We start from the raw sequence: 21,810 nt of genomic DNA, 5'->3' as shown, positions 1-21,810 counted from the left end.
ACGAAGGAGACATGATGGGCGTTCTCACGATCGGCCAGGTCCGCATCCACAGCGGCAGCGCCACCCAGGAGCAGGCGCTGCAGGAGGCGACCGACATCCTGGTCGCCGCAGGTGCCGTCACCCCCGCCTACGTCGACGCGATGCGTCAGCGCGAGGAGACGGTCTCCACCTTCATGGGCAATGGCCTGGCCATCCCGCACGGCACGAACGAGACCAAAGAAGCGATACTCGCCTCCGGTCTGTCCGTAGTGCGCTACGACGGTGGCGTGGACTGGGCGGGCGATCAGGCGACGTTCGTGATCGGCATCGCCGGACGCGGCGACGAGCATCTGGAGATCCTGTCGCAGATCGCCATCCTGTTCTCCGATGAGGACGACGTCGCGAAGCTCAACGCGGCCCAGACTCCCGACGAGCTGTTCGCTCTGCTGTCGGCGGTGAACGAGGCATGAAGGCCGTCCACTTCGGTGCCGGGAACATCGGACGCGGCTTCGTCGGACTGCTGCTGCACGAGGGCGGCTACGAACTGGTCTTCTCCGATGTCGCCGGCGCCCTGGTGGACGCCATCAACGCCACGGACTCGTACACGGTCCACGAGGCGGGCCCTGGTGGCATCGACCGCGTGGTAACCGGGTACCGCGCCGTCAACAGCGCGGAGAGCCCGGATGCCGTCGCCGACGAAGTCGCGACCGCCGATGTCGTCACGTGCGCCGTTGGCCCGACCGTGCTTCGCTTCATCGCACCGGCCATCGTCGCGGGCCTCGTGCTGCGCGACCCCGGCCTTCCGCCGCTGAAGGTCATGGCATGCGAGAACGCCATCGGCGCGACCGATCAACTGCGCGCCGAGATCGTGAAGCTGGATCCGCGGGCGGCCGAGCGCGCCGTGTTCGCGAACACCGCTGTCGACCGCATCGTCCCGGCCCAGCCCGAGGGCGCCGGCGTCGACGTCACCGTCGAGCCGTACTTCGAGTGGGCGATCGAATCCGCTCCGTTCGGTGGTGATCTGCCGAGCATTCCGGGTGCGCACTTCGTCGACGAGCTGGGGCCGTACATCGAGCGGAAGCTCTTCACTGTCAACACCGGGCACGCCGCGACGGCGTATTTCGGCGCGCAGGCCGGCATCTCGCGCATCTCGGACGCGCTCGCCGATCCGTCGATCGCCGCACGAGTCGGTGCGGCTCTCGAGGAGACCTCGGCCGTGCTCTCGGCCGTGCACGGTCTCGAGCCCGCAGACCTCGCCGAGTACAGGGCGACGATCCTCGAACGGTTCCGCAACCCCGAGCTCGTCGACACCGTGCAGCGCGTCGGCCGTCAGCCGCTGCGCAAGCTGTCGCGTCACGAGCGCTTCATCGGGCCCGCCGCGCAGGCCGCGGAACGGGGCCTTCCAACATCGGCCCTCGTCGCCGCCGTCGCCGCGACCGTCGCGTTCGACGACCCCGCCGACGAGCAGTCGGTCGAGCTGCAGCGGATGCTCCACAACGAGGACGCCGACACCCTCACCGCGACCGTGACGGGACTCGAACCCGAGCACCCGCTCTTCACCGCCGTGCACGAGGTGTTCGCGGCGAGGCAGCAGGAGCTGCGCACCCTCTGACGCGTCGTCGCGCGCTCCCCGCGCGCGTGGGGCTACGATCGGTCGTGGGGGCGACAGATCGGGCACACCGTCGTGCGGGGAGCAATTGATGAGCAAGTACGCCGTCATCGGCGCAGGCCCTTCGGGGCTGTCGGCAGCGCGCGCGCTGCAGAAGCAGGGCATCGAGGTGGACGGTTACGAGGCCTCCCACGGCGTCGGCGGGCTCTGGGACATCGCGAACCCGCGCAGTTCGATGTACGAGTCCGCTCACCTGATCTCGTCGCGGACGACCACCGAGTTCGCCGAGTTCCCGATGCGGTCAGAGGTCGATTACCCGAGCCACGAGGTGCTGCTCGAGTACTTCCGGTCGTACGCCGATCACTTCGGTCTCACCGCCCTGTTCCGATTCGACACGCGAGTGACGCGGCTGGAGCCGCGCGACGGCGGCTGGGACCTCGCGTCGGCGGGACCGGGCGGGGAGCAGACCGCATGGTACGCGGGCGTGATCCTCGCCAACGGCACTCTCGCCGAGCCCAGCGTGCCCTCGTTCGACGGCGAGTTCGCCGGCGAGCTCATGCACACGCACCACTACAAGAACGCGCGGCAGCTGGATGGAAAGCGGGTGCTCATCGTCGGCGCCGGAAATTCCGGCTGCGACATCGCGGTGGATGCCGTGCACCACGCGGCATCCGTCGACATGAGCGTGCGGCGCGGGTACTACTTCGTGCCCCGATATCTGTTCGGCAGGCCGAGCGACACCCTCAACCAGGGGCGGCCGCTGCCGGCCCGCATCAAGCAGGCCATCGACTCACGTGTGCTGAGAGCGTTCACCGGCGACCCGGTGAGGTTCGGGTTCCCCAAGCCCGCCTACCGGCTCTACGAGTCGCACCCGATCGTGAACACGATGGTGCTGAACCATCTCGGGCAGGGCGATCTGCGCATCCGCGCCGACGTCGAGCGCTTCGGAGGCGACACGGATCACACCGTGCGCTTCCGCGACGGCACGACCGGCGAATACGACCTGGTGCTGCTGGCCACCGGCTACCGGCTCGACTACCCGTTCGTCGACCGTGAGCACCTGTCCTGGCGGGGAGCGTCGCCGCGACTGTTCCTCAACATCTTCCCTGCCGCGTTCAACGGCCTGTACGTGATGGGGATGGTCGAGGCATCCGGTCTCGGCTGGCAGGGACGCTACGAGCAGGCCGAGCTTCTCGCCGCCTATCTCACCGCAGTCGAATACGACCCGGCCCGCGCCGGGCGCTTTCGCGCCAGGGTGACCGGCGCGGCATGGCCGGATGTGACGGGCGGATACCGCTACCTGGCGCTCGACCGAATGTCGTACTACGTCAACAAAGACGCGTACCGCGGCGCCCTCCGGGCCGAACGCGAGGCTGTGGAAGCCGCATGAACGTCGACGACGTCGTCCTCAGCTTCACGCCGGGATCGCTGACCCTCCTGAACGTGGTGCTCGGGCTGATCATGCTCGGCATCGCCCTTGACACCGCGCCGAGCGACTTCCGCGTCGTGGCGAAGCATCCCAAGCCCTTCATCATCGCGATCCTCGCACAGCTGCTCCTGCTGCCGATCGTCACGTTCGGACTGACGCTGGTGCTGCCGGTGACGGCGTCCATGGCGATGGGGATGATCCTGGTGGCCTGCTGCCCTCCGGGGAACATCTCGCAGGTGCTCACGCACCGCTCGGGCGGAAACGTCGCCCTGTCGGTGTCCATGACGGCCGTCGGCAATCTGCTGTACATCGTCGCGATGCCGCTGAGCATCGCGTTCTGGGGCTCGCTGCATCCGACGGCGAGCGCCGTGCTGCGCCAGGTCGCGCTGGACCCTGTGAAGATGCTTCTGGAGATCGTGCTGATCATCGGACTGCCGTTCGGGGTCGGCCTTCTCGTGCGCGCGAAGCTGCCGCGCATCGCCGAGAAGGCGCATCCGTTCGTCAAGTGGTTCAGCCTGCTGGCGCTGGTCGGATTCATCGTCGTGGCACTGGTGGGCAACTGGTCGGTGTTCATCCAGGTGCTCGGGATCATCGTGCTCGTGGTGACGATCCACGATGCGGTCGCACTCGCGCTCGGTTACGGCACAGCCGTGGCCGGAGGGCTGGGCACGCGGGAGCGCAAGGCCATGACCTTCGAGGTCGGCATCCGCAACGCCGGGCTCGGCCTCGGCATCGTGTTCGCATTCTTCGACGGGCTCGGCGGCATGGCGATCGTCGCCGGCTGGTGGGGGATCTGGGACATCGTCGCCGGGCTCATCGTCGCGAGCCTGTGGGCCCGGCACACTCGGCGACGCACCGGCTCCCCCGCCGGCGACGCGAGCGGCCGCGCCGCCCTGGAGCCGTCGCCGTGACCCGCGTGCTGATCACCGGCGGCAGCGGCTTCCTCGGCTCGCACGTCGCAGGTCTCCTGGCCGCGCGCGGCGATGTCGAGCTGGTCGTGGCGGCCGACGTGCGCGCCGGCGCCGAGCGGGACGGCATCCGCCTCGCCCATCTCGACGTGACCGACGCCGCGGGCATCGCACCCGTGCTGCGGGAGCACCGGATCGACACCGTCGTGCATCTGGCGGCGATCGTCAACCCGGGCACCGACGTGGATCTCGAGTACCGCGTCGATGTCTCCGGCACCGCCAACGTTCTCGCGGCCTGTGCTGCGGCCGGCGTGCGCCGAATCGTGGTCTCGAGTTCCGGAGCCGCGTACGGTTACCACTCCGACAACCCGGAGTGGATCGACGAGACCCAGCCGCTGCGCGGCAATGACGTCTTCCCGTACTCCCGCCACAAGCGGCTCATCGAGGAGATGCTCGCAGAGCACCGGCGAACACATCCGGAACTGGAGCAGGTGATCTTCCGGATCGGCACGATCCTCGGCCCGGACGTGCACAACCAGATCACGGCGCTGTGGGACGGCCGCCGCATCCTGCGGGTCGCGGGATCGGACTCGCCGTTCGTGTTCGTGTGGGTCGACGACGTCGCCGCCGCCATGGTGCGCGCCGCGACCGACGGGCCGCCCGGGATCTACAACGTCGCGGGCGACGGGAGCCTCACGGTGCCGGAGATCGCCGCACGCCTCGGCAAGCCGCAGCTCACGGTGCCGGCCTGGGCGCTGTCGGCCGCACTGCAGGCGGGACGGATGCTGCGCCTCACACCGCACGGCCCCGAGAAGGTGATCTTCCTGCGCTACCGCCCCGTGCTGGCGAACGGGCTGCTGAAGGAGGAGTTCGGCTTCACACCATCGCGCACGAGCGAGGAGGCGTTCGAGGAGTATCTCGCCACGCATCCGGGAGTTGCACGCGTCAGCGACGCGTAACCTGATCTGGTGCAGAGATCGCGCGGCAGACGGGTCCTCAAGTGGATGCTGTGGGCCGTTGTGGCCGTACTCGTCCTGACCGTCGGCGGAACACTCGCGTGGACGCAGATCGGCGTCATGGCAGCTGAGGAGGGGCCGCTGGCGGAGGCGCAGGACAATCCGAAGATCACGATCGATGATGCGCCGGAGGGGATCGTGCTCACCCCGGCAGACGGCGACTCGGGGACCGGTCTGGTGTTCGTGCCCGGCGCCAAAGTCGATCCCTGGGCCTACGTCGCCATTCTCCAGGGCACTGCCGAAGCCGGGACGACCGTGGTCATCACCCGACCATGGCTCAATCTGGCGTTCTTCGACCCGCGCCGGCTCGACGCCTTCACCTCCGCGGCACCCGAGATCGACGATTGGAGCGTCGGCGGGCATTCGCTCGGCGGGGTGCGGGCGTGCCAGCTGGCCGAGGGCGCCGAGTCGCTCGTGCTGTTCGCGTCCTACTGCTCGACAGACCTCTCAGACACCGATCTCGACGTGCTAAGCCTGGCCGGCAGCGAAGACGGCCTTTCGACGCCCGCGAAGGTCGCGCATGCCCGGTACCTGCTGCCCGCGAGTGCCGAACTGGTCGAGATCCCCGGCGCATCGCACGCGTCCTTCGGCGACTACGGCCCGCAGAGCGGCGACGGAACGCCGACGATATCGGGAGTGGAGATGCACGAGACGGTGACCGAACTGCTCGTCGCGTTCCTCCAAGACTGACCACCGCCGGCCGGCGGTGGTCAGAGGACGGCGTCGAGAACCGGATGCAGATGCCTGCTGCCCAGCGAAACCGAAGCCGAGTGTGCTCCCGCCTGCATCGCCTGGGCGAGGGATGCTCCGCTCAGCCGCGCCGCCAGCACGCCGGCGAAGAATCCGTCGCCTGCACCGTTGGTGTCGACGACGTCGACGGGAACGGCGGGCACCCGGTGCAGCGATCCGTCAGCATCGACGGCCACCGCCCCGTCCGCCCCGAGTGTGCACACCGCGAAGGATGCCCCGGCACTGACTCGAGAACGCAGGAAGACCACCGGATCCGCCAGCCTGTCGGCGTTGCAGAACACGGCGTCCGCGGCGGCGAGGAACGGCCGGTGGTACTCCGCGGTCCCGTCGTAGTCATGCACGTCGATCCAGATCGGCCGGCCGTTGCCGGCGGCGAGCGGCAGCAGACGACGCGGTTCTTCTGCCAGATCGAGGACGACGACGTCGGCATCCGACATCGCGGATCGCACCTCTTCAGGGATGGCAGCGCCGGGCGCGGACGGCGTCGACAGGTACAGCGAGACCCGCTCGCCGGCACGGGTCATCAGATTCAGATGGCGTTCGGTCGCGCCGGCCTGTCCCCACACCGCGTGCACGCCGGCAGCGGTCAGCACCGCTCTGACCCGCTCGCCCGCCTCGTCGTCTCCGACGAGCGCGTACAGCGTCACAGGCACCCCGAGAGAAGTCAGACTCAGCGCCTTGCCCGCACTCGTTCCGCCGAGCGTGTCCCAGCTCGCTTCGGCGAACTGCATGTGCGGCGTCGGCTCGGGAAGCCTGTCGAGCACGACGATCGAGTTCCAGGATGCCGGACCCGCTATGAAGACTGCAGGTGAACTCATCAGCTTCGCGTCACGAGGTCTGGAAGCCCTCGGCGATCATCTCGACGAGCTCCTCGCGCTCCTCGACCGGCAGGAACGACGCAGCCGCGGCGTTGAACTGGAAGGTCTCGAGGTCATCGAGGTCATAGCCGAACGCGTCGACGAGCAGCGCGAGCTCGCGGGTGAGCGAGGTGCCGCTCATGGTGCGGTTGTCGACGTTCACCGTGACGGCGAAGCCGAGCTGGTAGAGCAGATCGAACGGGTGGTCGGCGAGCTCGGTCCCCCACGCCTCGATCGCCCCGGTGTGCAGGTTCGACGTCGGCGACAGCTCGAGCGGGATCTCGCGGTCGCGAACCCAGCGGGCGAGGTCGCCGAACTTGACCTGCACCTCGTCGCCGTCGCGTCCCATGACCTCGAGGTCCGACACCAGGCGCACGCCGTGGCCGATGCGCAGCGCGCGGCCGTCGAGGAGCGCGCTTCGAATGGATGCCAGGCCCGCAGCCTCACCGGCGTGCACGGTCACCGGCATGAAGTTCGCGGCGAGCAGCTCGAATGCCTCGCGGTGATCGGATGCCGGGTACCCGTCCTCGGGACCGGCGATGTCGAAGCCCACGACGCCGTCCTCACGGTGGTCGAGGGCGAGTTCGGCGATCTCGAGCGCGCGCTCGTTCTGGCGCATGGCGCTGAGGATCTGGCCGACCCGGATGCTGCGACCGTCGCGGTCCGCGGCATCCTCGCCCTCTTCGATCCCCTGCTGCACGGCGTCGACCGCATCGTCCAGCGACAGCCCGCCGGTCAGGTGCTGCTCCGGAGCCCAGCGCACCTCGCCGTAGATGACACCGTCCTCTGCGAGATCCTCTACGAACTCGCGAGCGACGCGGGTGAGTCCCTCGGCGCTCTGCATGACTCCCACGGTGAGGTCGAACGTCTTCAGGTAGTTCACGAGCGAGCCGGAGCCGGCCTGCGCACCGAACCAGTCCCCCAGCCCGCGGCCCGACGAGGCCGGCAGCTCCAGACCGATCTCTGCCGCGAGCTCGACGACCGTCGCGGGGCGCACGGCGCCGTCGAGATGATCGTGCAGCGAGATCTTCGGCAGCGAGCGCAGCGAGACGCCCTGGATCGTGACGTCGCCGTCGGATGCGATCGACATGGATTCATCGTCCTCTCAAGAGCCCGGCGCTCGGTCGTGCGCGCTACAGCCTACGCGGTGATGCGCTCTCGGACGAGCGGCCCGATCTCCGGTGCCGTCTCACCGAGCGCCCAGGCGCCCTCGAGCGCTTCCAGCGCGCGCGGGAACCGTGCGGCATCCTCTGCGGAGAGGGTGAACAGCGGCTGTCCTGCGGCGACGGGGTCTCCCGGCTTGGCGTGGAGATCGATTCCGGCCGCGTGCACGACCCGATCCTCGGCGCGGGCACGACCGGCGCCGAGACGCCAGGCGGCGATGCCGAACGGAAGTGCGTCCAGGCGGGTGACGACCCCGTCCGTCTCGGCCGTGACGACGTGCGTCTCGCGTGCGGTCGGGAGCGCGGCATCCGGGTCGCCGTCCTGGGCGCGGATCATCGCCTTCCAGGTGTCCATCGCGCGTCCGTCGTCGAGGGCGGCCTCGACTTCGGCATCCGGGTGCCCTGCCAGCGCGAGCATCTCGCGGGCCAATGCGATCGTGAGTTCGCGCACATCGGCGGGCCCGCCGCCGGCGAGGATCTCGACGGACTCGCGCACCTCGTTCGCGTTGCCGATCGCCGACCCGAGCGGCACGTTCATGTCCGTCAGCAGCGCCGTGGTCGCGACGCCCGAGTCGGTGCCGAGCGCGACCATGGTCTGCGCCAGCTCACGGGCGCGGTCGATGTCCTGCATGAAGGCGCCCGAACCGAACTTCACATCCAGCACGAGCGCGTCGGTGCCCTCTGCGATCTTCTTCGACATGATGCTCGAGGCGATCAGCGGGATGGCCTCGACGGTGCCGGTGACGTCGCGCAGGGCGTACAGCTTCTTGTCTGCGGGCGCGAGGCCGGAGCCCGCGGCGCAGATCACCGCGCCCACGTCGCCGCGCATCTGCGCGAACATCTCCTCGTTCGACAGCGCGGCGCGCCAGCCGGGGATCGACTCGAGCTTGTCGAGCGTCCCGCCGGTGTGGCCGAGACCGCGGCCGCTCAGCTGCGGCACGGCGACGCCGAAGGATGCCACCAGCGGCGCCAGCGGGAGGGTGATCTTGTCTCCGACGCCGCCGGTGGAGTGCTTGTCGACGGTGCGCTTGCCGAGGTCGGCGAAACTCATCCGCTCCCCAGACGCGATCATCGCGTCGGTGAGCACGCGGATCTCATCACGCTCCATGCCGCGCTGGAAGACGGCCATGGCGAACGAGGCCATCTGCGCGTCCGAGACGTACCCGCGGGTATAGGCGTCGACCATCCACCGCAGCGCCGGCTCCGGCACGACGCCGCCGTCGCGCTTCGCGCGGATGACATCGATCGCGTCGTATGGTTCGACAGCGCTCATCGGGCGCTCTCCAGGTCGCGCGGGCCGAACGCGTCCGGCAGCACCTCGTCGATCGTGCGGATACCGGACACGGTCTCCAGCAGCATCTCGGGCATGGAGTGCTCGAACAGCAGCTGCCGACAGCGGCCGCACGGCATGATCGTCTGCCCGTCTCCGTTCACGCACACGAAAGCGACGAGCTGGCCGCCGCCGGACATGTGCAGATCGCCCACCAGCGCGCACTCCGCGCACAGTCCGACTCCGTAGGAGGCGTTCTCGACGTTGCATCCGGAGACGATGCGGCCGTCGGCGACGAGCGCAGCCGCCCCCACCTTGTAGCGCGAGTACGGGGCATAGGCCTTGTGCATGGCCTCGGTGGCGACGTGACGAAGCTCGTCCCAGTCGATGTCTGTCATGGCTCCTCTAGCTCTTGATGGCTTCGCTTGATGGCTCTAGCTCTTGATATACGGTTCGCCGGATGCCGCCGGCGGGCGCGAGCGCCCGACGAGCCCCGCGACGGCGAAGATCGTCACGACGTAGGGCAGCATCAGCATGAACTGGCTCGGCACCGGCGAGCCGATCACCGACAGCACGCCCTGCAGGTTCGTGGCGAAGCCGAACAGCAGCGCCGCCAGCGTGGCGCGCACCGGGTCCCACTTTCCGAAGATCACGGCGGCGAGGGCGATGTAGCCGGCGCCCGCCGTCATCTCGCGGCCGAACTGCGGGTTCGTGACCAGCGTGTAGAACGCGCCGCCCATGCCGGCGATGGCGCCCGCGAGCATCACGTTCCAGTAGCGCGTCGCTGCGACTTTGATGCCCACTGTGTCCGCCGCCTGCGGGTGCTCGCCGACCGCGCGCAGTCGCAGGCCCCAGCGGGTGCGGTACAGACCGAACCAGACCAGGAACACCGTGACGTACATGAGGTACACGATGATCGTCTGGCGGAAAAGCACCGGGCCCAGCACCGGGATCTCGCTGAGCAGCGGAATGGGCAGCACCGGGAACAGCGGCGGGGAGTTCAGCGTCTCGGGGTTCGCGTTCAGCACCTGGCGGTACAGGAACGTGGTCAGTCCCGCGACGAGCACGTTGAGCACGACGCCGACGATCACCTGGTTGACGTAGTAGGTGATCGCGAACACGGCGAGCACGAGCGAGACCAGCACACCTGCGAGCATCGCGGCGATGAGGCCCACCCAGGGGCTGCCCGTCGCGGATCCCACTACGGCGGCCATGAACGCGCCCGCGAGGAGCTGCGCCTCGATGGCGATGTTGACCACGCCGACCCGCTCGCCGATCACGCCGCCCAGCGCGCCGAAGATCAGCGGGGTCGCGAGCGCCAGCGCTCCGCCGAGCAGGCCGATCATCGGCAGGGTGCCACCGGCGGATGCCCAGGCTAGGAAGCCGACGAGGAGGACGATGACGTAGACGACGGTGAGCCACAGAGGCAGCCTGCGCCGCGCGCGCGTCCACACGATCGACAGCGCGGTCACAACGGCGAGCAGGACGACCGCGACCCACGCGGTGGCGTTGGCCGGCAGCACGAGCTCGGGGAGCTGGATGGCCGCGTTCGCGGAGCGGACCAGCCGGAACGTGCTGTCGCCCTCGCGGGGCGCGAGCAGCGGCAGCAGTGCGAACAGCACCGTGAACAGGCCGAAGATGATCGGCGTCTTCCAGGAGGTGATCGTGACGTGACGCTGCTCGTCACTGACCACCGCTTCAGCCGTGATGGTCATGCGGACACCTCCTCGGCGATCTGCGCCGCATTCTTCTTCGGCTTCCTCGGCTTGTTCGGCTTCCTACGCGCGCCCGGCTGGGGCAGGCCGAAGATCGCGCGCACCAGCGGAGGAGCTGCGATGAACAGCACGATCAGCGACTGGACGACGAGCACGATCTCGATCGGCACGTTCTCCGAGGCCTGCATGGCGAAGCCACCGGCCTTGAACGCTCCGAACAGGATGCCGGCGGCGAGGATGCCGAGCGGCGTCGAGCGGCCGAGCAGCGCGACGGTGATCGCATCGAAGCCGATGCCGGCGTCGATGTCGCCGCCGAAGCCGCTGGTGACAGTGCCGAGCACCTGGCTGACGCCCGCGATGCCGACGAGCCCGCCGGCGATCAGCATGACGTACAGGTACATCCGGCCGACGCTGATGCCCGCGACCTTGGCCGCGGTCGGGTTCTCCCCCACCGCACGGAACCGGAAGCCGAGGCTCGACCGCTCCAGCAGCCACCAGGTGAAGGCCACGGCGATGAGCGCGACGATGAAGCCGGCGTGCAGGTTGTATTGCGGTCCGAGGATCTCGGGGAGGATCGAGGACTCGGCCATCGCCGCGGTCTTCGGGTTGTTCGAGCCCGGCGCCTGCAGGATCCCCTGCGTTGCCAGCATCCACGCGAGGAGGTAGAAGGCGATGTGGTTGAGCATGATCGTGACGATCACCTCGTGCGCGCCGGTGCGCGCCTTCAGAATGCCGGCTATGCCGGCCCACAGCGCGCCGGCCAGGACGCCGGCGATCATGGCGACCAGCATGTGCAGCGGCCACGGCAGGTTCATGCTCGTGGCCACCCAGCCCGCGGCCGCCGCGGCCATCAGCATCTGTCCCTGACCGCCGATGTTGAACAGACCGGCGCGGAACGCCAGACCGACGCCGAGGCCGGCCGCGATGAGCGGAGTGGCGAACTTGAGCGTCTCGGTCAACGGCTTGATGCCGGCGGCGAAGCCGTCCACGCGGAAGTTGTAGATCGCGCCCTGGAACAGCGCCACGTAGGCGCCGGAGATCGACTCCCACACCGCGACCAGCATGTCCTGCGGCCGGGCGAAGAAATAACCCGCCGTGGCCTGGACCTCGGGATCTGTGAACGCGATCATGATCGCGCCGGCGATGAGCGCCAGGATCACCGACAGCACCGAGATCAAACCGTTGCCGGTGACGATGCGCCGGAACGCACCGTGCCAGCGACCGGGCTCCGTGCCGGCGGGCTCGGTGCCGAAGTCGGCAGGCGCCGCCACGATGGGCTTCAGCTCGGGGCCGGTCATGCGCTGGTCTCCTCGGTCTCGGACGCCGGTGAGGCGGCGACGGCCGTCGTGTCGGTCTCGATCATTCCGGCCATCATGAGACCGAGCTGCTCGCGGGAAGTGTCGCCTGGCACGATGCCGACGACCTTGCCGCGGTACATCACCATGATGCGGTCGGCGAGGGCCGCCGCTTCGTCCAGCTCCGTGGAGATCACGACCACCGGGATGCCCGAGTCGCGCGTCTCGATGATGCGCTTGTGGATGAACTCGATGGAGCCGACATCCACGCCGCGGGTCGGCTGCGCGGCGACGAACAGCGACAGCTCGCGGCTGAGCTCACGGGCCAGCACGACCTTCTGCTGGTTGCCGCCGGAGAGCCGGCCGGCGGCCTGCGCCGGCCCCTGCGTGCGGATGTCGAACTCCTCGATCTTCTCCTTGGCGAAGGCGTCGAGCGCGTGCAGCTGCAGGGTGCCCGCCTTCACGAACGGGGCGCCGACCGAGCGGTCGAGCATGAGGTTTTCGGCGATCGAGAACTCCTTGACGATGCCGTCGACGCTGCGATCCTCCGGTACGAACCCGACGCCGTCGTCGAGGATGTCCCGCACGGAGCGTCCGATCAGCTCGTGCCCGTTGAGCAGGACACTGCCGTCGACGCGGGGCTGAAGTCCGACGATCGCCTCGGTGAGCTCGGTCTGCCCGTTGCCCTGCACGCCGGCGATCACGAGGACCTCGCCGCCGCGCACCGAGAACGACACGTCGTCGACGAGCACGGTGCCGAGGTGGTCCGTGACGGTGAGATCCTTCACGACGAGCGACTCCTCGCCGAGCTTCGGCGCCTCCTTGTGCACAGTGAGCTCGACGGCACGGCCGACCATCAGCGAGGCGAGCTCCTCGTTGCTGGCGGTGGGCGAAGCCTCGCCGACGACCTTGCCGAGGCGGATGACCGTGATGCGGTCGGCGACCTCGCGGACCTCGCGGAGCTTGTGCGTGATGAACACGATCGATGTGCCGCCGGCCTGCAGCTGACGCATCGTCGCCATCAGCTCATCGGTCTCCTGCGGCGTGAGCACGGCGGTCGGCTCGTCGAACACGAGCACCTTGGCATCGCGTGAGAGCGCCTTGATGATCTCCACGCGCTGCTGCACGCCGACGGGGAGGTCTTCGACGATGGCGTCGGGGTCGACCTGGAAGCCGAAGCGATCGGAGATCTCGCGCACCATCGCGCGCGCCGCGGCCAGGTCAAGGCGTCCGCCGAAGGTCGTCTTCTCGTGGCCGAGCATGACGTTCTCGGCGACCGTGAAGACCGGGATCAGCATGAAGTGCTGATGCACCATGCCGATGCCCGCGGCCATCGCATCACCGGGGCCGGCGAAGTGCTGTTCGGCGTCGTCCAGCAGGATCTCGCCCTCGTCGGCCTGGTAGAGGCCGTAGAGCACGTTCATCAGCGTCGACTTCCCGGCGCCGTTCTCACCGAGGAGGCAGTGGATCTCCCCCGGCTCGATCGTGAGATCGATGTGGTCGTTGGCCGTCAGCGCGCCGAACCTCTTCGTTATGCCGCGCAGTTCAAGCTTCATATTCAGATCCTAATCAGGGAAGGTGCTTCATCCCAGGTTCCTGTGGGCACCCGGGCATCGGCGAGGGGAGGCCGGCGGGTCGCCGACCTCCCCTCGGTTCGTCCTCGGTCAGCCGAGGTACGACTCGACGGTGACGTCACCGTCGATGATCTGCTGCTGCAGGTCCTGGACAGCCGTCCAGAGCTCGGGGTCCACCTTGTCCTCGAAGTTGTGCAGCTCGGCGATGCCGACGCCCTCGTTCTCCAGGGTTCCGATGTACGCCTCGGCGTCGAACTCGTCGTTCGCGCTGCTCATCGTCGCCTCGTACACGGACAGCTTCATGTCCTTGAGGATCGACGTCAGCACGAAGTCGGCGGTGGTCGGGTCGGTGACGAAGAGGTCGGCGTCCGCACCGATCAGCGCGATGTCACGACCGGACTCCTTGATGGCCTGCAGACCCGACTGGTAGATCGGTCCGCCGACCGGCAGCAGCACGTCGACGCCCTGGTCGATGATGTTCTGCGCGACGGTCTTCGCCTCGGGGCCGGCCTCGAAGCCGCCGGTGAACGAGCCGGACTTGCCGTCCCAGCCGACGACCTCGACAGCGGCGTCGTTCTGCTCGTTGTAATAGTTGACGCCCTGGTAGAAGCCGTCCATGAAGATGGTGACGGTCGGGAACTCCATGCCGCCGTAGGTGCCGACCTTGCCGGTCTCGGAGTAACCGGCGGACAGGTAGCCGGCGAGGAACGCGGCCTGAGCCGTGTCGTACAGCAGCGGCTTGACGTTCTCGGCATCCTTCTCGCCGTCGAAGTCGTTGTCGGCGGCGTCGTCGACGAGGATGTAGTCCACGCCCTCGTTGGCCAGAGCCGACTCGACGGTCGCTGCAGACAGCGCGAAGCCCACCGAGACGATGGCGTTGCAGCCCTGCGAGACGAGGCTCTCCAGGTTCGGGGCGAAGTCGGTCTCGCTGTTGGACTCGACGTTCTTGTACTCGACCCCGAGCTCATCGGCGGCCTGAACGACACCCTCGAAGGACAGCTGGTTGAACGACTTGTCGTCGAACCCGCCGGCATCCGAGACGATGCAGGGCAGGAAGTCGATCGTCTCGCCGCCGGCGTCTCCGCCGTTGTCCTCCGGAGCGGCCCCGCAGCCTGCGAGTGCGACGGCGACGCCGGTCGCCACGAGCGCGGCCAGAGCGCGCTTTCGGGTGGAAATGGTCACGTAAGCCTCCACGACTACTGGCCTGCGCCGATCGCAAGGCCCCGTCCGGCTAAGTTACCCAGTGTTACCTCATCCGAAGGCGTCGCGACGGTTAATGGTTATGAACTCGCAATAGATGCGAATGCCGGGGCTACAGTACGTCGCCGCGACCGGTGAGCTTCAGCGACTCGACGACGCCCTTGACGCGTTGGGCATGCTCGGTCGTCGTGACCAGCAACGCGTCGGGGGTGTCCACCACGACGATGTCCTGCACGCCGATCAGGCTGATCACGCGCGAGGTCTGGCTGACGAGGATCCCGGTCGCGGCATCCGAGAGCACACGGGCCCTGGGCCCGAGCACCGCCAGGTCGTTCTTGCGCCCTGCGGAGATGAGCTTGGTGAGCGAGGCGAAGTCGCCCACGTCGTCCCAGTCGAAGTGGCCGGGGATGACGGCCAGGCGCCCCTTGTCGGCGGCGGGCTCCGCGACGGCGTAGTCGATCGCGATCTTCTTGAGCGTCGGCCACACGCGATCGACGACGGGGCCGCGGCGCTCGCGGTCGTCCCAGGCCTCGGCGAGCTCCAGCAGGCCGGCGTGCAGTTCGGGTTCGTTGGCCGCGAGCTCCTCGAGCAGCACGCTCGCCTTGGAGATGAACATGCCCGCGTTCCACAGGAAGGAGCGGTCCGCGTAGTACTGCGTGGCGGTCTCGAGGTCGGGCTTCTCGACGAAGCGCTCGACGACGGCGGCCTCCGGCGCACCGTCGACGATGAGCTCATCGCCCTTCTGGATGTACCCGAACCCGACGGAGGGCTCCGAGGGCTGGATGCCGATGGTGCAGATGTATCCGGCACGTGCGACGGCGACGGCCTGCTGCACGGCGAACTCGAACGTGCGGGTGCCCCGGATGACGTGATCCGCCGCGAAGGATCCGATGATGACCTCGGGGTCACGACGATGCAGGATCGCCGCTGCGAGGCCGATCGCCGCGGCCGAATCGCGCGGCTCGGACTCGAGGAACACGTTCATATCGGGGATGCCGGGAAGCTCGGCCTCGACGGCGGCACGGTGCGCGCGGCCGGTGACGACGGAGATCCGATCGGGGCCGGTGAGCGGCTCCAGACGGTCCCACGTGTCACGCAGCAGGGAATTGCCGGAGCCGGTCAGGTCGTGCAGGAACTTCGGCGCATCCGCGCGGGACAGCGGCCACAGCCGGCTCCCGATGCCGCCGGCGGGGATCACTGCGTAGAAGTCGTCGAACGGCTCACTCATGCCCCTCAGCGTAGTGCGCGCAGAAATCTCGATGTCGAGAGACTTAGGTCACCCTTCGTCGCTCCCAGCGTTTGAACAGGAATAGGATGGATCCCGATCGGGCATGCCCTGAGGTCGGTATCAGACCCAGCTCATGCTGCCGACCTCGCATCGACTAGGGAGGACGACCGTGTCCGCAGGCTCACGCCCCGCACCGTCGATTTCGGAAACCACGTCCAAGACGCCGCGCGGCACGCTGTACCGCGGTCGCGAGGGCATGTGGTCGTGGGTGCTTCACCGCATCACCGGAGTCGCGATCTTCTTCTTCCTGCTTGTCCACGTACTGGACACAGCACTGATCCGGGTCTCCCCCGAGGCGTACAACGCCGTGATCGGCACCTACAAGAACGAGGTCATGGCACTCGGCGAGGTCGTGCTCGTCGCCGCCATCGTCTTCCATGCCATCAACGGGTTGCGGATCATCCTCATCGACTTCTGGTCGAAGGGCGCCCGCTACCAGAAGCAGCTCTTCTGGGGTGTCCTCGCCGTGTGGGTCGTGCTGATGGCCGGCTTCGCCCCGCGTCACCTGATGCTGGCATTCGCCGGATTCGGAGGGGGTCACTGATGTCCGCACAGACCGTCGCAGCACCGGCGCGCCGCCGCCGGGGCGTGAACCTCGAGAAGTGGGGCTGGGTGTTCATGCGCGCATCCGGCGTCGTGCTGATCGTCCTCATCTTCGGCCACCTGTTCGTCAACCTGATGGTCGGCGAGGGCATCCACGCCCTCGACTTCGCCTTCATCGCCGGCAAGTTCGCCACGCCGTTCTGGCAGTGGTGGGACGTGCTGATGCTGTGGCTCGCGCTCATCCACGGGGGCAACGGCATGCGCACGATCGTCAACGACTACGTGACCAACGAGAAGGTGCGCAAGGCCCTCGTCTGGGCGATCGGCCTGGCCGCAGGGCTCCTGATCGTCCTCGGCACCCTGGTCGTCTTCACCTTCGACCCCTGCCTGGGCCTCACCGAGGGCAGCGCACTCGTGGAGGAATGCGCCGCCATGGGCGTGTTCCCGAACTGAGCTGAGAAGAGAGCAACGAGAAGTGACTACCGAGACTCAGGATTCCGTCGTCCGCGACGGCGTCCACTACCACCAGTTCGACGTCGTGATCGTCGGCGCCGGCGGCGCAGGCATGCGCGCCGCCATCGAGGCCGGCCCCGGCGCGAAGACCGCCGTGATCTCGAAGCTGTATCCGACGCGGTCGCACACCGGCGCCGCGCAGGGCGGCATGGCGGCGGCCCTCGCGAACGTCGAGGAGGACAGTTGGGAGTGGCACACCTTCGACACGGTCAAGGGCGGTGACTACCTCGTCGACCAGGATGCCGCCGAGATCCTCGCGAAGGAGGCGATCGACGCGGTCATCGACCTCGAGAACATGGGTCTGCCCTTCAACCGCACCCCCGAGGGCAAGATCGACCAGCGCCGCTTCGGCGGCCACACCGCCGAGCACGGCAAGACCCCTGTGCGCCGCGCCTGCTACGCTGCAGACCGCACCGGCCACATGATCCTGCAGACGCTGTTCCAGAACTGCGTCAAGCTCGGCATCAACTTCTTCAACGAGTTCTACGTGCTCGATCTGATCACGGTCAAGGGCGCCGACGGCACGACCCTGGTCGCCGGCGTCGTCGCGTACGACCTGGCCACCGGCGAGCTGCACGTCTTCCAGTCCAAGGCGGTCGTCTTCGCTACCGGCGGGTTCGGCAAGATCTTCAAGACCACCTCCAACGCGCACACCCTCACCGGTGACGGCGTAGGAATCATCTGGCGCAAGAACCTGCCCCTCGAGGACATGGAGTTCTTCCAGTTCCACCCCACCGGACTCGCCGGTCTCGGCATCCTTCTCACAGAGGGCGCCCGCGGCGAGGGCGCGATCCTGCGCAACGAATCCGGTGAGCGCTTCATGGAGCGCTACGCCCCCACGATCAAAGACCTCGCCCCCCGTGACATCGTGGCGCGGTCGATGGTGCAGGAGGTGCTCGACGGCCGCGGTGCAGGTCCCCACAAGGACTACGTGTACCTGGACTGCACTCACCTCGGCGCCGAGGTGCTCGAGACCAAGCTCCCCGACATCACCGAGTTCGCCCGCACGTACCTGGGCGTCGACCCCGTCACCGACCCCGTGCCGGTGATGCCCACCGCGCACTACGCCATGGGCGGCATCCCGACCAACAACGACGCCGAGGTCCTCGCGGACAACGACACCGTCGTGCCGGGCCTGTACGCCGCGGGCGAGTGCGCCTGCGTGTCGGTGCACGGCTCGAACCGCCTCGGCACCAACTCGCTGCTCGACATCAACGTCTTCGGCAAGCGCGCCGGCAACAACGCCGTGGCGTATGCCAAGACGGCCGAATTCGTCCCGCTGCCCGAGAACCCGGCCGCGTTCGTCAAGGACATGCTCGAGAACCTGCGCGGCAGCAACGGCACCGAGCGCGTCGCCGTGCTGCGCAAGAAGCTCCAGGAGGAGATGGACCGCGGCGCCCAGGTGTTCCGCACCCACGAGTCGCTCGAGCACGTGCTCGGCGTCATCGCCGAGCTCCGGGAGCGCTACCGCAACGTCTACATCGACGACAAGGGCCACCGCTTCAACACCGACCTGCTCGAGGCCGTCGAGCTCGGATTCCTGCTCGACATCGCCGAGGTCGTCGTCTACGCGGCGCAGAACCGCGAGGAGAGCCGTGGCGGCCACATGCGCGACGACTTCCCCAAGCGCGATGACGAGAACTGGATGAAGCACACCATGGCCTACCTGACGGGCGACCCGCACTCGTCGACCCCGGCCGACCACATCAAGCTCGACTCGAAGCCGGTCGTCCAGACCCGCTACCAGCCGATGGAAAGGAAGTACTGACCATGTCGAACGCCGTCGCCGAGGCGCCCGCCGCCGCAGATCCGGCTGTCCAGTCCTTCCTGGTCACCTTCATCGTCCGCCGCTTCGACCCCGAGCAGGATGCCGAGCCCCGCTGGGTCGACTACGACGTCGAGCTCTTCTCGACCGACCGCGTCCTGGACGCCCTGCACAAGATCAAGTGGGAGGTCGACGGCTCGTTGTCGTTCCGCCGCTCGTGCGCGCACGGCATCTGCGGTTCCGACGCCATGCGCATCAACGGCCGCAACCGCCTCGCCTGCAAGACGCTGATCAAGGACCTCGACATCTCGAAGCCGATCTACGTCGAGGCGATCAAGGGCCTGCCGCTTGAGAAGGACCTCATCGTCGACATGGAGCCGTTCTTCGCGTCCTTCCGCGAGGTGCAGCCGTTCCTCGTCGCGAACTCCACGCCCGAGAAGGGCAAGGAGCGCGTGCAGTCGATCGCGGACCGCGCGATCTTCGACGACACCACCAAGTGCATCCTGTGCGCCGCCTGCACCTCCTCGTGCCCGGTGTTCTGGACCGACGGCCAGTACTTCGGCCCCGCCGCCATCGTCAACGCGCACCGCTTCATCTTCGACTCGCGCGACGACAACGCCGAGGTCCGCCTGGACATCCTCAACGACAAGGAGGGCGTCTGGCGCTGCCGCACGACCTTCAACTGCTCCGAGGCGTGCCCCCGCGGCATCGAGGTCACCAAGGCGATCGCAGAGGTCAAGCAGGCCGTTCTCCGCGGCCGCCCCTGACCCGGCAGCATCCCGTTCACGCCCCCGCCCTGCAATAGGGTGGGGGCGTGTCTGATTCTGAGGCCGGTGCTCCCGAGGCCGGCCGCCTGGATGCCGCGGTCGAGCGAGCGACCGCGATCACGCGACGAACGCTCGGACTGTTCCCTGTGCGCGTGTGGCGGCACTTCCTGCAGAACAACGGCTTCCTCCTCGCCGCCGGCGTCAGCTATCAGGCCCTGTTCGCGATCTTCGCGGCGATCTACCTGGCATTCGCGATCGCAGGTCTCTGGGTGGGCGGCAGCGCGGAGGCCGTCGATGCGCTGATCGGCGTCATCAACAGCTACATCCCCGATCTGATCACCGACGACAGCAAGTTCGTCACCCCCGCTCAGGCGCATGAGATCGCAGCGAACACCACCAGCGTCCTGGGCATCACCGGCGTGATCGCGCTCGGCGCCGTGATCTGGACGGCGATCGGCTGGGTCACCTTCTCGCGCCGGGCCGTGCGGGACATGTTCGGGCTGCCGCCGGATCGACGCAGCTACGTGCTGCTGAAGGCACGCGACCTCGTCGCGGCGTTCCTGTTCGGCCTGTCGCTCCTGGCGGGGTCGGCGCTCAGCTACGCCAGCGCCGCCGTGCTGCAGTGGCTGCTCGACCTGCTCGGCTGGGACGCCGGGTCCTCGGGGCTGAACCTCCTCATCCGCCTGGGAACCGTGCTCATCTCGTTCGTCCTGCTCTCCGGAGCGCTGGCGGCGATGGTGCGATTCCTCACGGGCACGTCGCTGCGCTGGCGCACGATCTGGCCGGGCGCGCTCCTCGGCGGCGGCGCCATGACGGTGTTGCAGTACGGTGCCGGCTTTCTGCTCAGCTACACGCCCACCAATCCCCTGCTGGCGACGTTCGCCATCTTCATCGGACTGCTGCTGTGGTTCCGCGTCAACGGTGTCGTGATGCTCGTGGCCGCGGCGTGGATCGCCGTGTCGGCGCAGGACCGGGATCTTCCGCTGCTCCAGCAGACCGAGGCCGATCGAATCGCTGCCGAGTATCAGGCGCTGCTGACGACGGCGCGCATCCGCTTGCGCGAAGCGCGACGGGCGCTGCACGACGCGCCCTGGTTTCGCAGGTTCGGTGCCGAACGCGCGGTGCGCAAGGCTGCGGCCGAGCTCGACGACCTGCTCGCCGCCCCGCCCCAGACTGCGGCGCCCGTCACGTCCGGCGCGCAGCGGATGCTCGCCGAGTTCCTGCGCTCGCGCGGCGATGTCCGGGGCCCTCAGTAGGCTGGAGACATGCCTCACCTGCGTATCGCCTCGGTCAATGTCAACGGGATCAGGGCGGCGGCCCGCAACGGGATGAGCGGATGGCTCGACGCAGCCGACATCGACATCCTGACGCTGCAGGAGGTTCGCGGGCAGGACGAGCATCTCGAGGCGGCCCTGCCCGGCTGGTCGATCGTTCACGACGAGGCGACCGCCAAGGGACGCGCGGGCGTCGCCATCGCGAGCCGCACGCCCGCGCTCGCGTCCCGCACCGCTTTCGGGGCCGACGACTTCGACTCGAAGGGGCGATGGGTCGAGGGCGACTTCCTGATCGGAGATCGCCCGCTCACCGTGGTGAGCGCCTACGTGCACAGCGGTGAGGCCGACACCCCCAAGCAGGACGAGAAGTGGAAGTTCCTCGACGCGTTCGGCATCCGGCTCACGGAGCTGGGACAGGACGATGCGCTCGCCCTCGTCACCGGTGACCTCAACGTCGGCCATCGCGAGCTCGACATCAAGAACTGGCGGGGCAACCGCAAGAAGGCAGGGTTCCTCCCCCGCGAGCGGGCGTACTTCGATCGTTTCCTCGGGGATGCCGGCGCCGAGGTGACCGGCGTGGACGGCACGGTCGGCACCGGACTGGGGTGGGTCGATGTCGGCCGCCGGTTCCACGGCGAGATCGACGGCCCGTACACGTGGTGGTCGATGCGCGGACAGGCGTTCGACAACGACTCCGGTTGGCGGATCGACTATCACCTGGCCACTCCGGTTCTGGCGGCGCGCGTGCTGGATTACCGGGTCGCGAGAGCCGCCACGTACGACACCCGCTGGAGCGACCACGCTCCGGTGATCGTCGATTACTCGTATTGATCCCCACGCCCACTCCAGCCATCGCTTCGCGCCGCCCGGAGCCTCCGGGCGCGTGGCCCCTCTG

At 68.3% G+C, this 21,810-nt stretch carries 21 protein-coding genes; 12 read left to right on the top strand and 9 right to left on the bottom strand.

What is annotated here, in order from left to right:
* The first annotated feature begins 14 nt into the window (after positions 1 to 14).
* From IM776_RS15865 to IM776_RS05300, 6 genes are all read left to right on the top strand, one after another.
* Positions 15 to 449: a PTS mannitol transporter subunit IIA gene (locus tag IM776_RS15865; protein WP_228479927.1), complete on the top strand. Its 435-nt coding sequence runs from the start codon at positions 15 to 17 to the stop codon at positions 447 to 449.
* Positions 446 to 1,591, top strand: a complete 1,146-nt coding sequence (locus tag IM776_RS05320; RefSeq protein ID WP_194421967.1) for a mannitol-1-phosphate 5-dehydrogenase — start codon at positions 446 to 448, stop codon at positions 1,589 to 1,591. The genes IM776_RS15865 and IM776_RS05320 overlap by 4 nt, the downstream gene beginning before the upstream one ends.
* 88 nt (positions 1,592 to 1,679) lie before the next feature.
* The gene (locus IM776_RS05315) at positions 1,680 to 2,978 is read left to right on the top strand and encodes a flavin-containing monooxygenase (RefSeq protein WP_194421966.1); all 1,299 of its coding nucleotides are present in this window, start codon (positions 1,680 to 1,682) and stop codon (positions 2,976 to 2,978) included.
* On the top strand, positions 2,975 to 3,928 hold the full coding sequence (locus IM776_RS05310) for a bile acid:sodium symporter family protein (RefSeq protein WP_194421965.1): 954 nt from the start codon (positions 2,975 to 2,977) through the stop codon (positions 3,926 to 3,928). The genes IM776_RS05315 and IM776_RS05310 overlap by 4 nt, the downstream gene beginning before the upstream one ends.
* A complete protein-coding gene (locus IM776_RS05305; RefSeq protein WP_194421964.1) occupies positions 3,925 to 4,884 on the top strand; it encodes an SDR family oxidoreductase in 960 nt (319 codons plus the stop codon). The genes IM776_RS05310 and IM776_RS05305 overlap by 4 nt, the downstream gene beginning before the upstream one ends.
* 45 nt (positions 4,885 to 4,929) lie before the next feature.
* Positions 4,930 to 5,631, top strand: coding sequence for an alpha/beta hydrolase (locus tag IM776_RS05300; RefSeq protein WP_194422518.1), 702 nt, complete (start codon positions 4,930 to 4,932; stop codon positions 5,629 to 5,631).
* A gap of 20 nt (positions 5,632 to 5,651) precedes the next feature.
* On the opposite strand, the gene IM776_RS05295 is transcribed toward IM776_RS05300, so the two are convergent.
* The 9 genes from IM776_RS05295 to IM776_RS05255 all read right to left on the bottom strand — a co-directional run bounded on the left by IM776_RS05295 (position 5,652) and on the right by IM776_RS05255 (position 15,993).
* The gene (locus IM776_RS05295; RefSeq protein ID WP_194421963.1) at positions 5,652 to 6,509 is read right to left on the bottom strand and encodes a carbohydrate kinase family protein; all 858 of its coding nucleotides are present in this window, start codon (positions 6,507 to 6,509) and stop codon (positions 5,652 to 5,654) included.
* A gap of 10 nt (positions 6,510 to 6,519) precedes the next feature.
* A complete protein-coding gene (locus IM776_RS05290; protein ID WP_194421962.1) occupies positions 6,520 to 7,638 on the bottom strand; it encodes an adenosine deaminase in 1,119 nt (372 codons plus the stop codon).
* 50 nt (positions 7,639 to 7,688) lie between these two features.
* Positions 7,689 to 8,984 carry a thymidine phosphorylase gene (locus tag IM776_RS05285; RefSeq protein WP_194421961.1) on the bottom strand — a complete coding sequence of 432 codons (1,296 nt, stop codon included), beginning with the start codon at positions 8,982 to 8,984 and terminating at the stop codon, positions 7,689 to 7,691.
* Positions 8,981 to 9,379, bottom strand: coding sequence for a cytidine deaminase (locus tag IM776_RS05280; protein WP_194421960.1), 399 nt, complete (start codon positions 9,377 to 9,379; stop codon positions 8,981 to 8,983). The genes IM776_RS05285 and IM776_RS05280 overlap by 4 nt, the downstream gene beginning before the upstream one ends.
* Before the next feature lie 36 nt (positions 9,380 to 9,415).
* Positions 9,416 to 10,696, bottom strand: a complete 1,281-nt coding sequence (locus IM776_RS05275) for an ABC transporter permease (protein WP_194421959.1) — start codon at positions 10,694 to 10,696, stop codon at positions 9,416 to 9,418.
* A complete protein-coding gene (locus IM776_RS05270) occupies positions 10,693 to 11,994 on the bottom strand; it encodes an ABC transporter permease (RefSeq protein ID WP_194421958.1) in 1,302 nt (433 codons plus the stop codon). The genes IM776_RS05275 and IM776_RS05270 overlap by 4 nt, the downstream gene beginning before the upstream one ends.
* The gene (locus tag IM776_RS05265) at positions 11,991 to 13,547 is read right to left on the bottom strand and encodes an ABC transporter ATP-binding protein (RefSeq protein ID WP_194421957.1); all 1,557 of its coding nucleotides are present in this window, start codon (positions 13,545 to 13,547) and stop codon (positions 11,991 to 11,993) included. The genes IM776_RS05270 and IM776_RS05265 overlap by 4 nt, the downstream gene beginning before the upstream one ends.
* 108 nt (positions 13,548 to 13,655) lie before the next feature.
* Positions 13,656 to 14,747 (bottom strand): BMP family lipoprotein, encoded by a 1,092-nt coding sequence (locus IM776_RS05260; RefSeq protein WP_194421956.1) that lies wholly within the window; start codon positions 14,745 to 14,747, stop codon positions 13,656 to 13,658.
* Positions 14,748 to 14,877: 130 nt separating this feature from the next.
* Positions 14,878 to 15,993, bottom strand: coding sequence for a mannose-1-phosphate guanylyltransferase (locus IM776_RS05255; protein WP_194421955.1), 1,116 nt, complete (start codon positions 15,991 to 15,993; stop codon positions 14,878 to 14,880).
* Between the two features lie 169 nt (positions 15,994 to 16,162).
* Between IM776_RS05255 and sdhC the strand changes: the two genes are divergently transcribed.
* Genes sdhC through IM776_RS05225 form a run of 6 tightly spaced genes read left to right on the top strand, consistent with a single transcriptional unit; the run spans position 16,163 to position 21,746 of the window.
* Positions 16,163 to 16,597: a succinate dehydrogenase, cytochrome b556 subunit gene (sdhC, locus tag IM776_RS05250; RefSeq protein ID WP_228479926.1), complete on the top strand. Its 435-nt coding sequence runs from the start codon at positions 16,163 to 16,165 to the stop codon at positions 16,595 to 16,597.
* Positions 16,597 to 17,049 carry a succinate dehydrogenase, hydrophobic membrane anchor protein gene (sdhD, locus tag IM776_RS05245; RefSeq protein ID WP_194421953.1) on the top strand — a complete coding sequence of 151 codons (453 nt, stop codon included), beginning with the start codon at positions 16,597 to 16,599 and terminating at the stop codon, positions 17,047 to 17,049. The genes sdhC and sdhD overlap by 1 nt, the downstream gene beginning before the upstream one ends.
* Positions 17,050 to 17,071: 22 nt before the next feature.
* Entirely contained in the window at positions 17,072 to 18,877 is a 1,806-nt protein-coding gene (sdhA, locus tag IM776_RS05240) for a succinate dehydrogenase flavoprotein subunit (RefSeq protein ID WP_194421952.1), read from the top strand.
* 2 nt (positions 18,878 to 18,879) lie between these two features.
* A complete protein-coding gene (locus IM776_RS05235) occupies positions 18,880 to 19,641 on the top strand; it encodes a succinate dehydrogenase iron-sulfur subunit (RefSeq protein ID WP_194421951.1) in 762 nt (253 codons plus the stop codon).
* A gap of 47 nt (positions 19,642 to 19,688) precedes the next feature.
* The gene (locus tag IM776_RS05230; RefSeq protein WP_194421950.1) at positions 19,689 to 20,897 is read left to right on the top strand and encodes a YihY/virulence factor BrkB family protein; all 1,209 of its coding nucleotides are present in this window, start codon (positions 19,689 to 19,691) and stop codon (positions 20,895 to 20,897) included.
* A 9-nt stretch (positions 20,898 to 20,906) separates the two neighbouring features.
* Positions 20,907 to 21,746, top strand: coding sequence for an exodeoxyribonuclease III (locus IM776_RS05225; protein ID WP_194421949.1), 840 nt, complete (start codon positions 20,907 to 20,909; stop codon positions 21,744 to 21,746).
* Positions 21,747 to 21,810: the final 64 nt, after the last annotated feature.

It is taken from the genome of Microbacterium abyssi (assembly GCF_015277895.1).
GTDB classification, from domain to species: Bacteria; Actinomycetota; Actinomycetes; order Actinomycetales; family Microbacteriaceae; genus Microbacterium; species Microbacterium abyssi.
Note: the sequence above shows the minus strand (reverse complement) of the source record. Positions and strands in the feature narration are given on the sequence as shown.

Bases quoted from the DNA above. Each gene is read 5' to 3' on its own strand.
- IM776_RS05255 (WP_194421955.1), bottom strand. From the start codon at position 15,993: ATGAGTGAGCCGTTCGACGACTTCTACGCAGTGATCCCCGCCGGCGGC.
- IM776_RS05295 (WP_194421963.1), bottom strand. From the start codon at position 6,509: ATGAGTTCACCTGCAGTCTTCATAGCGGGTCCGGCATCCTGGAACTCG.
- IM776_RS05280 (WP_194421960.1), bottom strand. From the start codon at position 9,379: ATGACAGACATCGACTGGGACGAGCTTCGTCACGTCGCCACCGAGGCC.
- IM776_RS05300 (WP_194422518.1), top strand. From the start codon at position 4,930: ATGCTGTGGGCCGTTGTGGCCGTACTCGTCCTGACCGTCGGCGGAACA.
- IM776_RS05270 (WP_194421958.1), bottom strand. From the start codon at position 11,994: ATGACCGGCCCCGAGCTGAAGCCCATCGTGGCGGCGCCTGCCGACTTC.
- IM776_RS05225 (WP_194421949.1), top strand. From the start codon at position 20,907: ATGCCTCACCTGCGTATCGCCTCGGTCAATGTCAACGGGATCAGGGCG.
- IM776_RS05285 (WP_194421961.1), bottom strand. From the start codon at position 8,984: ATGAGCGCTGTCGAACCATACGACGCGATCGATGTCATCCGCGCGAAG.
- IM776_RS05315 (WP_194421966.1), top strand. From the start codon at position 1,680: ATGAGCAAGTACGCCGTCATCGGCGCAGGCCCTTCGGGGCTGTCGGCA.
- IM776_RS05290 (WP_194421962.1), bottom strand. From the start codon at position 7,638: ATGTCGATCGCATCCGACGGCGACGTCACGATCCAGGGCGTCTCGCTG.
- IM776_RS05265 (WP_194421957.1), bottom strand. From the start codon at position 13,547: ATGAAGCTTGAACTGCGCGGCATAACGAAGAGGTTCGGCGCGCTGACG.
- IM776_RS05235 (WP_194421951.1), top strand. From the start codon at position 18,880: ATGTCGAACGCCGTCGCCGAGGCGCCCGCCGCCGCAGATCCGGCTGTC.
- IM776_RS15865 (WP_228479927.1), top strand. From the start codon at position 15: ATGGGCGTTCTCACGATCGGCCAGGTCCGCATCCACAGCGGCAGCGCC.
- IM776_RS05310 (WP_194421965.1), top strand. From the start codon at position 2,975: ATGAACGTCGACGACGTCGTCCTCAGCTTCACGCCGGGATCGCTGACC.
- IM776_RS05275 (WP_194421959.1), bottom strand. From the start codon at position 10,696: ATGACCATCACGGCTGAAGCGGTGGTCAGTGACGAGCAGCGTCACGTC.
- IM776_RS05320 (WP_194421967.1), top strand. From the start codon at position 446: ATGAAGGCCGTCCACTTCGGTGCCGGGAACATCGGACGCGGCTTCGTC.
- sdhD (WP_194421953.1), top strand. From the start codon at position 16,597: ATGTCCGCACAGACCGTCGCAGCACCGGCGCGCCGCCGCCGGGGCGTG.